The 11,504-nt window shown below is 63.1% G+C and carries 10 protein-coding genes; 6 read left to right on the top strand and 4 right to left on the bottom strand.

Annotated elements, in window-relative coordinates; translation table 11 throughout:
• Positions 1–30: 30 nt before the first annotated feature.
• Positions 31–570 carry an META domain-containing protein gene (locus ACOSV0_RS04810; protein ID WP_434109078.1) on the bottom strand — a complete coding sequence of 180 codons (540 nt, stop codon included), beginning with the start codon at positions 568–570 and terminating at the stop codon, positions 31–33.
• A gap of 324 nt (positions 571–894) precedes the next feature.
• On the opposite strand from ACOSV0_RS04810, the gene purT reads away from it, so the two are divergent.
• The 6 genes from purT (at position 895) to ACOSV0_RS04840 (ending at position 8,487) form a co-directional block, all read left to right on the top strand.
• Positions 895–2,109, top strand: coding sequence for a formate-dependent phosphoribosylglycinamide formyltransferase (gene purT, locus ACOSV0_RS04815; protein ID WP_434109079.1), 1,215 nt, complete (start codon positions 895–897; stop codon positions 2,107–2,109).
• Between the two features lie 135 nt (positions 2,110–2,244).
• Positions 2,245–2,457 carry a DUF6726 family protein gene (locus tag ACOSV0_RS04820; protein ID WP_434109081.1) on the top strand — a complete coding sequence of 71 codons (213 nt, stop codon included), beginning with the start codon at positions 2,245–2,247 and terminating at the stop codon, positions 2,455–2,457.
• Positions 2,458–2,592: 135 nt separating this feature from the next.
• Complete coding sequence (locus ACOSV0_RS04825; RefSeq protein WP_434109082.1) at positions 2,593–2,961, top strand: MliC family protein; 369 nt, start codon at positions 2,593–2,595, stop codon at positions 2,959–2,961.
• A gap of 282 nt (positions 2,962–3,243) precedes the next feature.
• Positions 3,244–4,896 (top strand): acetolactate synthase large subunit, encoded by a 1,653-nt coding sequence (locus ACOSV0_RS04830; RefSeq protein WP_434109084.1) that lies wholly within the window; start codon positions 3,244–3,246, stop codon positions 4,894–4,896.
• A 177-nt stretch (positions 4,897–5,073) separates the two neighbouring features.
• Entirely contained in the window at positions 5,074–6,510 is a 1,437-nt protein-coding gene (locus ACOSV0_RS04835) for an aldehyde dehydrogenase family protein (RefSeq protein WP_434109085.1), read from the top strand.
• Between the two features lie 489 nt (positions 6,511–6,999).
• Positions 7,000–8,487: a DEAD/DEAH box helicase gene (locus tag ACOSV0_RS04840; protein WP_434109087.1), complete on the top strand. Its 1,488-nt coding sequence runs from the start codon at positions 7,000–7,002 to the stop codon at positions 8,485–8,487.
• Between the two features lie 586 nt (positions 8,488–9,073).
• Here the strand turns inward: ACOSV0_RS04840 and gluQRS are convergent.
• Genes gluQRS through ACOSV0_RS04855 form a run of 3 tightly spaced genes read right to left on the bottom strand, consistent with a single transcriptional unit; the run spans position 9,074 to position 11,241 of the window.
• The gene (gene gluQRS / locus ACOSV0_RS04845) at positions 9,074–9,976 is read right to left on the bottom strand and encodes a tRNA glutamyl-Q(34) synthetase GluQRS (protein ID WP_434109088.1); all 903 of its coding nucleotides are present in this window, start codon (positions 9,974–9,976) and stop codon (positions 9,074–9,076) included.
• A 12-nt stretch (positions 9,977–9,988) separates the two neighbouring features.
• The gene (locus ACOSV0_RS04850) at positions 9,989–10,414 is read right to left on the bottom strand and encodes a hypothetical protein (protein WP_434109089.1); all 426 of its coding nucleotides are present in this window, start codon (positions 10,412–10,414) and stop codon (positions 9,989–9,991) included.
• Complete coding sequence (locus tag ACOSV0_RS04855) at positions 10,378–11,241, bottom strand: sulfurtransferase (protein ID WP_434109091.1); 864 nt, start codon at positions 11,239–11,241, stop codon at positions 10,378–10,380. Before ACOSV0_RS04855 ends, ACOSV0_RS04850 begins: the two co-directional genes overlap by 37 nt.
• Positions 11,242–11,504: the final 263 nt, after the last annotated feature.

The following is an 11,504-nucleotide window of genomic DNA, read 5'->3' on the forward strand; positions in this document are numbered from 1 at the left end:
TGTCCGCCCGTGGATCGATCCGCCTGCGCGTCACTTGGTGCTGCTGTCGAACGTGAGCGTGTCGCCGTTGTCGAGTATGAGCTGCATCTGCTGCGGCGCGCGCATCTGCACGCCGGTGCGCTCGATGTGTCCCAGTGCGTCGAGATACGGGGCTTCGATCTGTCCGCCCGGCGTTGCACACGCCATGCGCGTGCCGCCCAGGGTGCCGAAGCTCAGCTTGCCGTCTTTCAGCGCGTACGAACCCATGTAGCGATTGCAGCCGGAAAAACCGCTGGCGTGACGCTGACCCGTGGCAGTGGAAAGGACGAGCGTGATCGGCGCGCCCTGATCCGCGGATGGAACTGCTCGCGCCGTGCCGTCGGCCTGTTTCCAGCCGGTAAGCACCCAATTCGTGTTGTCGAGCAACTGGGTGGCGGCCGGGTTGAACGGATCGGGCGGTGCCGCTTCCGAATCGAGATGCTTCGGGATGGCGCACGCGCTGCATAGCGCGGCGAGGCTCAACGCGGCGATGGCCGTGCGCGCAAAAGGGGTGAAGCGCGCAACACCTCGCGCGGAGGAGCTTTGGGGCATGACGTCGTTCCTCTTCAAACTGGCGAAGGCGTAAGGGTAACGCACTAAGCTCGCCACACGCGAGTGCAATGGCGTGAGAAAGGGCTTAAATACGTGCGTCGCCGAGGGTGCAGCGGTTGGCGCCGCTGCACCCTCGGCGCGCCTTACGTACAGATAGCAACGCGAACCCGGCGAGCAAGGTGCGGCGAGGGGCCGCGACGCCGGCGCATCGGGTGCGGTGCGGGGTACGCATTGGGGCGTGCATTGGGGTGCGCATCGGGGTGCGCATGTTAACATCGTGTTCTCCCCAATCCCACCCTCATCCGACTTTTATCTGGAGACCCCATGCAGATCGGCCAACGGATCGGCACGCCCCTTTCTGAATCCGCCACACGTGTCATGCTGCTCGGCGCCGGCGAGCTCGGCAAGGAAGTGATCATTGCGCTGCAACGGCTGGGCGTCGAGGTGATCGCCGTCGACCGTTATCCGAATGCGCCGGGCCATCAGGTCGCGCATCGCTCGCACGTGATCGACATGACCGACCGCGCCGCCTTGCGCGCGCTGGTCGAACAGGAACGCCCGCATCTGATCGTCCCCGAGATCGAAGCCATCGCAACGGACGCGCTCGCCGCGATCGAAACCGACGGCCTCGCCGAAGTGATCCCGACCGCGCGCGCCACGCAACTCACGATGAACCGCGAAGGCATCCGCCGTCTGGCCGCTGAAGAACTCGGCCTACCGACTTCGCCGTACGCGTTCGCCGATTCGCTCGACGAACTGCGCGCGGGCATCGCCAAGGTTGGCTACCCGTGCGTCGTGAAGCCGGTGATGTCGTCGTCGGGCAAGGGGCAGTCGGTGCTGAAGAGCGACGCGGATGTCGAAACCGCCTGGCAATACGCGCTGGCGGGCGGTCGCGTGAATCACGGCCGCGTGATCGTCGAAGGCTTTATCGACTTCGAATATGAAATCACCCAACTGACCGTGCGCGCTATCGATCCGGCAAGCGGCGCAGTCAGCACGTATTTCTGCGACCCGATCGGCCACGTGCAGGTGGCGGGCGACTACGTCGAATCGTGGCAGCCGCAGCCAATGAGCCCGCTCGCGCTTGAGCGGTCGCGCGAAGTGGCGCACAAGGTCACTGCGGCATTGGGCGGCAGGGGCCTCTTCGGCGTGGAACTTTTCGTGCGCGGCGATGACGTATGGTTCTCGGAGGTGAGTCCGCGTCCGCACGATACCGGTCTCGTCACGCTGTGCTCGCAACGTTTCTCCGAGTTCGAACTGCATGCGCGCGCGATTCTCGGCTTGCCGGTGGATACGTCGCTGCGGGCCCCGGGTGCGTCGGCAGTGATTTACGGCGGTCTGGAAGAAGCGGGCATTGCTTTCGAAGGTGTCGCGGCGGCCTTGGCCGTGCCGAATGCGGATCTGCGGCTCTTCGGCAAGCCGGAGAGTTTTGTCAAACGCCGCATGGGCGTGGCGCTCGCCACCGGCGAGACAATCGAGCAGGCCCGCTCGCGCGCGAAGCAGGCCGCGGCCGCGGTGCGGCCGGTGTCCACGAAGTAACGCGCGTCGGGGAGCGTCTGGCCGTACCGCAGTGCGTCGATGCGCAATGAAATAGTCGCTTGTCTTGCAAGCTCGCCGGGCGCGAAACCCGGCTCTTTGAAGTTCGTTGAAGTAGAGGTGTGTATGCCGGTGCGTATGACCCTGGAATCCCGCAAGAACACGTGGCTTGGAAGGCTGGGCCGTTTCGGCGCACTTGGCGTGCTGCTCGCGCTGTGTGCCGGGATGACAGGGTGCGGCCTCGCCGCCGCGCCTTGCCGGGTCGCTTCGGCCGGCTTGAAGATCGTGCCGCTGGTCGGGCACGTGGCTGCCGCGCCGACCGACGCGTGCGCCGACGTGATCGATCCATAAGCGCTCCACGACCGATTCACGAAGGATCCGTGAGCGCTCCGGACGTGTAACCCAGCCGCAACCACCGCGATAACCAGAGCCGCAGCGCAAGGCACACCGCCCGTGCTTGACGTGCAACAACGATCGAGGCATCTCATGAAGAAATGGCTTGTTGCAGTCACTGCGGCCGCGGGTTTTGCGGCGCTGGCCGGCAATGCATGGGCCGCGCCCTTGCACCTCGCCGAGATTCAGGCCAAGAATCGCCAGACGCACAAATACACCTGCGCGACCGGCAAGATTCTGCAGGTGACTTACTGGAACACGGCGAACGGCCAGAGCTTCGCACTCGTGCCTGTGAAGGGCCAGCAACTGCTGTTCGTCAACACGATCTCGGCTTCCGGTGCGAAGTATCAGGCCGGCAGCTACACCTGGTGGACCAAGGGCCCGCGCGCCGACCTGTACGACGCGACGGACGGCGAAAATGCCCCGCCGATGCTGTCCGACTGCATCACCATCAATCGCTGAGCATGATGCGGCGGCCTTCTTCAAACACTCCGCCGCCTGCCTTGCCTTACCTTACCGTTGTCTCCGCCTTGCGGCGCTGCCCGCTTGCGCACATCCTTTCCGTTCGAGTAGTAAGCTGTCCGGCATGGCATCCGCTGTGTCCGCTGTTACTGCTGTCCCCGCTGTTACCGTTATGTCGGGCCGCGCACGGTTCGCGTGGCCGTCGTCGTCTTCGATCGTACGTTTTCGGACCTTAACGGGCGGGTTAGCCGCCCGTGTCCGTTTCATCAAGCGAGACCCTCCATGAAAGCATCGGACCTGTTCGTCAAATCGCTGGAAGCTGAAGGTGTCGAGTACGTGTTCGGCATTCCTGGCGAAGAAAATCTCGATCTGCTCGAATCGTTGCGCCGCTCGAAAATTCGCCTGATTCTTACGCGTCACGAACAGGCGGCCGGCTTCATGGCCGCCACGTATGGGCGTCTCACCGGACGCACCGGCGTGTGTCTGTCCACCCTCGGGCCGGGCGCGACCAACTTCGTGACCGCCGCCGCCTACGCGCAGTTGGGCGGCATGCCGATGCTGATGGTGACCGGGCAAAAGCCGATCAAATCGAGCAAGCAGGGGCATTTCCAGATCGTCGACGTGGTGCGGATGATGGAGCCGCTCACCAAGTACACGCGGCAGATCGTATCGATCGCCAACATTCCGGCCGCGGTGCGCGAGGCGGTTCGTCAGGCGGAAGAAGAGCGGCCCGGCGCCGTGCACCTCGAACTGCCCGAAGACGTTGCGGACGAAGAGGGCGACGGCAAGCCGATTCCGAAGAGCTTCAGCCGCCGTCCTGTCGCCGAAGAAAAAGCCGTGGCGCGCGCGGTCGAGGCGATCACGAAGGCGAAGCACCCCTTGCTGATGATCGGCGCGGGCGGCAACCGCAAGACCACCACCAAGATGTTGCGCGAATTCGTCGACCAGATCGGCATTCCGTTCTTTACGACGCAGATGGGCAAGGGCGTGATCGACGAATCGCACCCGATGTGGCTAGGTAACGCCACCTTGTCCGATGGCGACTTCGTGCACCGCGCGATCGACCACGCGGATTGCATCATCAATGTCGGCCACGACGTGATCGAGAAGCCGCCGTTTTTCATGCGCAGCGGCGACAGCGGCGAGAAGACGGTGATTCACGTCAACTTTCTCGGCGCGGAAGTCGATACGGTGTATTTCCCGCAGATCGAAGTGGTCGGCGACATCGCCAATGCGGTGTGGCAGCTCAAGGAAAGTCTCAAGGAGCGTAAGGAACATTGGGACTTCGCGCGCTTCAAGGAGATCAAGCAGCACTTCGAAGAGCATCTGGTCAAAGGCCAGCACGACGATCGTTTCCCGATGTACCCGGTGCGGATCGTCCACGACGTCTACGAAACCACGCCGGTGGACGGCATCGTGTGTCTGGACAACGGCATGTACAAGATCTGGTTCGCGCGCTACTACCGCGCGCACGAACCGAATTCGCTGCTGCTCGATAACGCGTTGGCGTCGATGGGCGCAGGTTTGCCGTCGGCGATCGCGACCAAGATCGTGCATCCGGACCGCAAGGTCATGGCGGTGTGCGGCGACGGTGGCTTCATGATGAATTCGCAGGAGCTGGAAACGGCAGTGCGTCTGAAGCTCGACCTGGTGGTCCTGATTTTGCGCGACGACGCGTTTGGCATGATCCGCTGGAAGCAGGAAAACATGAACTTCCCGGACTACGGCATGACGCTCAGCAACCCGGATTTCGTCGCGTATGCGGAGAGCTATGGCGCAAAGGGCCATCGCATTGAATCGGCCGCGGAATTCGCGCCGCTGCTGCGCGAATGTTTCGTGACGCCCGGCGTGCATGTGATCGATCTGCCGATCGACTACTCGGACAACGAGCGCGTGCTGAATCGCGAGATCAAGCGGCTCTCCGCGCAACTTTGAACGGCGGCTGACGCCAATGAGAAATAGCCGGGCAGGAAGCTGGCCGTATTTGCGCCGGCAGGATGTGGATGTCGCGCTGATAGCGAGTGGCGGCGAAATCGTGGAGGCGGCGTGCAGGAGCACAGCCCTTACCGGCGGCATGCTGCCGATGAGGCATTGGATCAAGGAGAACGCGTCATGTTGAACAAGACTTACCCGTACTACCTCGCCAACGTTGCGGTGGCCGCCAACACCGATCTCGAAGTCACCGATAAATTCAGCGGCGAAGTGGCGACCCGTGTGGCGATGGCGGACGCGGCGGCAATCGACAAAGCGATCGGTTATGCCGTCGACGCGATGCCGGCGTTGCGCGCGTTCCCGCCGTTCAAGCGCCAGGCCGTGCTTGAACATTGCGTGAAGCGTTTTCGCGAGCGTTACGACGAACTGGCGCTCGCGCTGTGTATCGAAGCGGGCAAGCCGATCAACGACTCGAAGGGCGAGGTCACGCGCCTGATCGATACCTTCAAGGTGGCCGCCGAGGAATCGGTGCGTATCGACGGCGAGATCATCAATCTGGAGATTTCACCGCGTGCGAAGGGCTATCACGGCTATGTAAAGCGCGTGCCGATCGGTCCGTGCTCGTTTATCTCGCCGTTCAATTTTCCGCTGAACCTGACCGCGCACAAGGTCGCGCCGGCGATCGCGGCGGGCGTGCCGTTCGTATTGAAACCGGCAAGCCGCACGCCGGTCGGCGCGCTCATCATGGGCGAGATTCTGGCGGAAACCGACTTGCCGAAGGGCGCATTCTCGATTCTTCCCGCGCATCGCGACGGCGCCGATCTGTTCACCACCGATGAGCGCTTCAAGCTGCTTTCCTTCACCGGCTCGCCCGCGGTGGGCTGGGAACTGAAGAAAAAGGCCGGCAAGAAGAAGGTGATTCTGGAGTTGGGCGGCAACGCGGCGGCGATCGTCGACGGCGATCAGGGCGAGAAGCTCGACTACGTGGTCGACCGGCTGGCGTTCGGCGCGTTCTATCAGTCGGGGCAGAGTTGCATCGGCGTGCAGCGGATTCTGGTGCACGCGAAGCTCTACGACGCGTTGCGCGAGAAGCTGATCGCCAAGACGAAGTCGCTGATCATGGGCGATCCGAAGGACGAAAAGACCTTTGTCGGGCCGATGATCTCCGAATCCGAGTCCAAACGCCTTGCCGGCTGGATGGAAAGCGCGGTGCAGGCGGGCGCGAAGATCGTCGCGGGCGGCAAGGTCGAAGGCGCGATGTTCGAGGCCACGCTGCTCGAAGGCGTGAAGCGCGACACGGACCTCTATCGCAAGGAAGCCTTCGGACCTGTGGCGATTCTGGAGCGTTTTGACGATTTCGACGCCGCGCTGGCGACCGTCAACGACAGCGACTTCGGCCTGCAAGCCGGCGTGTTCACTGATTCGCTCGCCCATGCGCACCGCGCGTGGGATCTACTCGATGTGGGCGGCGTGGTGATCAACGACGTGCCGTCGTTCCGGGTCGACAACATGCCGTATGGCGGTGTGAAAGATTCCGGACTCGGGCGCGAGGGCGTGCGCTACGCGATCGAGGACATGACGGAAATGCGCTTGATGGTGATGCGCGAGACGTGGTGACGGGGCGGTGCGGCGGCGCATGACGCTGATGCGGGCGCTTGCCCGGCCTGCGCTTCTTCTTCAGGGCTTCAGGCACTGTCGGGGTGTGCGGTGGTCCGCGCACCTCGGTCCGGCGTCCCGCGGCGGGGCCGGGTCGAGCCGGACTGTCATGCATCTGTCGCACGCGCGCACTACGCTGCCAGCGAAGCGTTCCGGCCCTCGCACGGCGCTTTTCGGCGCCGGTGCGGACGGTCTGGCGAGCGGCTCGCCGTTTGCCTTTCGCCCGCGTAAGCAGAAAGCCGGCGGATGCGCCATGAGTGTTTTTGCTGAAGTGCTACAATACCGGCCTTTCCGGCGGGTGTTTCCGCCGGCCGGAGCCGGCCGCATTTTTCCCGTAACACTGACGGGTCCCGTGCGGAACGCCGTGGCTCCGCCTTCATCCTGATGCCCTCTGCGGTTCCGACCGCTGCCGCGCGCACCGCGCCAAGCGCATTTTTAGCGAAAGCCACCATGTCCGACACAGCCGTCACGCCCAGCACTGCGACTTTTGATCAATTCGGCCTCGCGCCCGACATCCTGAAAGCCGTCAAAGAATCGGGCTACACCGTCCCTACGCCGATCCAGCAGCAGGCGATTCCCGTCGTGCTGGCCGGCCGCGACATGATGGGCGCCGCGCAGACCGGCACCGGCAAGACCGCGAGCTTCTCGCTGCCGATCATCCAGCGCCTGCTGCCGCAGGCCAGCACGAGCGCATCGCCCGCCCGCCATCCGGTGCGCGCGCTGATCCTCACGCCGACCCGCGAACTGGCCGACCAGGTGGCGGCGAACGTGCAGTCGTACGCGAAGCACACGGCGCTGCGCAGCGCCGTGGTGTTCGGCGGTGTGGATATGAATCCGCAGTCCGAGCAACTGCGCCGCGGCGTCGAAATTCTGATCGCCACGCCGGGCCGCCTGCTCGACCACGTGCAACAGAAGACCGCCAATCTCGGCCAGGTACAGATTCTCGTGCTCGACGAAGCCGACCGGATGCTCGACATGGGCTTCCTGCCGGATTTGCAGCGCATCCTGAACCTGCTGCCGAAGGAGCGTCAGACGCTGCTGTTTTCGGCCACGTTCTCGGGCGAAATCAAGAAACTGGCCGCCACGTATCTGCGCGACCCGCAGACGATCGAAGTCGCGCGCAGCAATTCGACGGCGACCAATGTCACGCAGATCGTTTATGAGGTTGCCGAGGGCGACAAGACCGGCGCTGTCGTTAAACTCATTCGTGACCGCGGCCTCAAGCAGGTAATCGTGTTCTGTAACAGCAAGATCGGCGCGAGCCGCCTGGCGCGGAGTCTGGAACGCGACGGCGTGGTGGCTACCGCGATTCACGGTGACCGGACGCAGAATGAACGGATGCAGGCTCTGGATGCGTTCAAGCGTGGCGAGATCGAGGCTTTGGTGGCGACTGACGTTGCTGCGCGGGGTCTGGATATCGCCGAGTTGCCTGCTGTGATCAATTTCGATCTGCCGTTCAATGCGGAAGATTATGTGCACCGGATTGGGCGTACCGGGCGTGCTGGCGCGTCGGGCGATGCGTTGTCGCTGTGCAGCCCGAATGAGCGTAAGCAGCTTGCCGATATCGAGAAGCTGATCAAGCGGCCTTTGGATGTGCAACACCTGACGGTGGATACGCCGGTGCGGCATCATCATGAAGAGCGTCCGCCGCGGCGTGAGCGTGTTGATGGCCGTGCGGAGGGGCGTGATGAGCGGGGTGGTCGCCGCCGTCCGGGGGCTTCATCTTCGGGTTCGTTCGATCGGCCGCATCATCATCGTGCGCAGCCTGTGGATGATTTCTTTCTCAAGCCTTATGAGCCTTCGGCGGCTTCTGTGAGGAAGGGGGAGGAGGCGGCTGCGTCGTCTGCTGCTGCTCCGCAGAAGGCTGTTTCCAAGCAGCCGTTGGCTGCGTTGTTGGGTGGGTTTGGGATGCCGAGGAAGTCGACTTCGTCGACCTGAATCTGGTTTTGGTTGTTTTGGTTGTTTTGGGGTTGTAGGCTTGTGGTGTTGGCCTTTCCTTGATCACTTATTGGTCTATTAGCGTTTGCCCCTGTGCGGGGCGGCACTTACTTTCTTTGCCGCCGCAAAGAAAGATAAGCAAAGAAAGCGGCTCACACCGCCAGCTTAGAAGCGGGTCCCCCGCGCAGTCGCGGTAGTGGTGCATCTGGAATCTGTGCTCTCGCACATTCGGCGTGAGTGACAAGGCAGTCATACTTCCCGCCTCGCACTGCGTGCTCGCCGGAATGGTCGTTGGGAGACCGGCGGCTTTGCTCCGGACTCGTGTCAGTCATCGGTTTTTGTTCGATAGGTCGTCATACTTCCCGTTTCGCATTGCGTGCTCGCCGGAGCGGTCGTTGGGAGACCGGCGGCTTTGCGGCGGGCTCGTGTCAGTCATCGGCTTCTGTTCGACAAGCCGTCATGCTTCCGGCGGCGCTGCGCGCGCCGGCGCGGTAATTTGTTAAATCCGTCGTACTCTCCTTTTCGCTTTCTCGCTTGAACGGTAGACGCTTCGCAGGTGTCGGCTTGTTTTGCGTGTCTTCTGCACTTATGAGCGCTTGCCGTGTTGAACTCGCACGTTCATGCGCTTTGCCCATGCTGCCGTTGCGGCCGCGTAGAAGCCTTCCAGCGTCTTGTGTTCGTTGTCGCCAATCTCGAGTTTCAGGTGGCGCGCCGCGGCGTTTAGCGCTTCAAGTGGTTTGTCGTTGTCGAGGGCTGTCGCGCCGTTTTGCTTGCTGAGCTTTTCGCCCTGATCGTTCGTCACCACCGGTACGTGCAAGTAAGCCGGTGTCGGTGCGCCCAGGCAACGCTGCAGGTAGATCTGGCGGGCCGTTGAATCCATCAGGTCCGCGCCTCGCACAATGTGCGTAATGCTCGCGTCCGTATCGTCGACGACAACCGCCAGCTGGTACGCCCACTGGTCGTCGGCACGCCTCAGCACGAAATCGCCGACTTCGGTGGCGAGGTTCTGCATCTGCTTGCCCTGCCAGCGGTCTTCGAATGTAATCACCGCCGCTTCGCCGTCGGGTACGCGCAGGCGCCATGCGCGCGCCGGTTTGCCATGCAGGCCGCTGCGGCAGGTGCCTGGGTAGGCAAGCGTGGTGTTGCGCGCATGCGCATGCAGCAGCGAGTCGGCAATCTCCTTGCGCGTGCAGCCGCATGGATAGACCAAGCCTGTAGCCTTCAATTGCTCCAGCGCCTCCTGATAGCGCGCAATACGATGGCTTTGCCAGAGGGGCGGCTCGTCTGCGCGCATGCCGAAACGCTCAAGAGTCGACAGAATCTCTTCGGCCGCGCCAGGAACGGTGCGAGGTCCGTCGATATCTTCGATGCGCACCAGCCATGCACCGCCATGCGCGCGCGCGTCCAGCCAACTCGCGAGCGCGCTGACCAATGAGCCGAAATGCAAGGGCCCGGTAGGCGACGGCGCGAAGCGTCCACGATAGATCATGGGTTGGATGGATCAGTGCGAGAAAAACAGGGTGTCTTGCCTGTCTGCGCGATGCAGGTCTGCAACTTCGCATGACGCGGTCCCGGTCTCGCTCGAAGCCCGTGCTACGGCTAAATATGGCGACGCGGTGCAGGCGGTTGCCGCGCATTCGACCGCGTTCTTCGCGTTTGCGACAGCCGGAACATACGAGATGTCGGGTGCGTCCAGCTTGCCCGACTGCGCTCGCGCGAAACCGATTGCGTGCGGCGTGTCCGGCTGCGCTTGCGCGAAACCGATCGCGCTCACCGTGTCCAGCTGCGCTTGCGCGAAACCGATCGCGCTCACCGTGTCCAGCCCCGCTCGCGCAAAACCACGCGCGTTCGGCGTGCCTCGCCCCGATCGCGTGAAGGCGTTCGCGCTCATCACGCCGCGTGCGCCGCCTTGCTGTCCGGATGGCATTCCGGACACGTCCTGCCTGCCACGTACATCGGCGATTGCTGCGCTTCAGGCGTCACCACTGCGCGGCAGCCGAAGCATTGCACGGTCGCGGTCGGCTCCAGTTGCGGATTGAGGGCAGTGCGGTAGTCGAACACGAAGCAGTCGCCGTGATAGTGCGCGCCGCCGACTTCCTCGAAGTACTTCAGAATGCCGCCTTCGAGCTGGTACACATTCTCGATGCCGACTTCCTTCATGTGGATCGCCGCTTTCTCGCAACGAATCCCGCCCGTGCAGAACGACACCACTGTCTTGCCTTCCAGATCGGCACGGTTCTGCTCGATCACTTGCGGAAATTCGCTGAATTTCGTAATGCGGTAGTCGAGCGCGTCGTCGAACGTGCCGACGTCGACTTCGAAAGCGTTGCGCGTGTCCAGCATCACGACGGGGCGGCCTTCGTCGTCATGGCCGCGGTCGAGCCAGCTCTTCAGCGTGGGGGCGTCGACGAACGGCGCGCGGCCCAGCTCCGGCCGGATCGCCGGTTTTTTCATGGTGATGATTTCGCGCTTGAGCTTGACCAGCATGCGGGTGAACGGCTGCTTGTCCGACAGGCTTTCCTTGAATTGCAGATTCGCGAACTTGCCCTCGAACAGCGGGTCGTGACGGATGTAGTCGATGAACGAATCTGTGGCTTCGCGCGGGCCCGCGACGAACAGGTTGATGCCCTCGGGTGCCAGCAGGACGGTGCCGCGCAAGCCGAGCGTATTGCAGCGCTCGGTGACGAGCGGGCGCCATGCGGCGGTGTCTTCGATAGTCGCGAAATGATACGCGGCGAGATTGACGATACTCATGTGTGTCCAGCGGTAAGAAGTGTCCGGCGGCGCGGAAAACGGGGCGCATTGAGACGCCCGCGTTCAGACTCCATGCGGCGCGGCTACTCAAATAGGCGAAACCCATATTATCCCTCAAGCTGGCGCTTTGGCCGACTCGGCCGAATGGCCATCCTATTGCGGCAGCGCAAATCGCTCGCAAACTTGCAGGCACCTGGCCACGCGCTTGCAGCGGGCCGCACCTTCTTGTGAGTGGAAGACGGCCGAAATCGTTCCAGCGAGCC

Source organism: Paraburkholderia caffeinilytica (assembly GCF_051027425.1).
In the GTDB taxonomy this organism is placed as follows: domain Bacteria; phylum Pseudomonadota; class Gammaproteobacteria; order Burkholderiales; family Burkholderiaceae; genus Paraburkholderia; species Paraburkholderia caffeinilytica_A.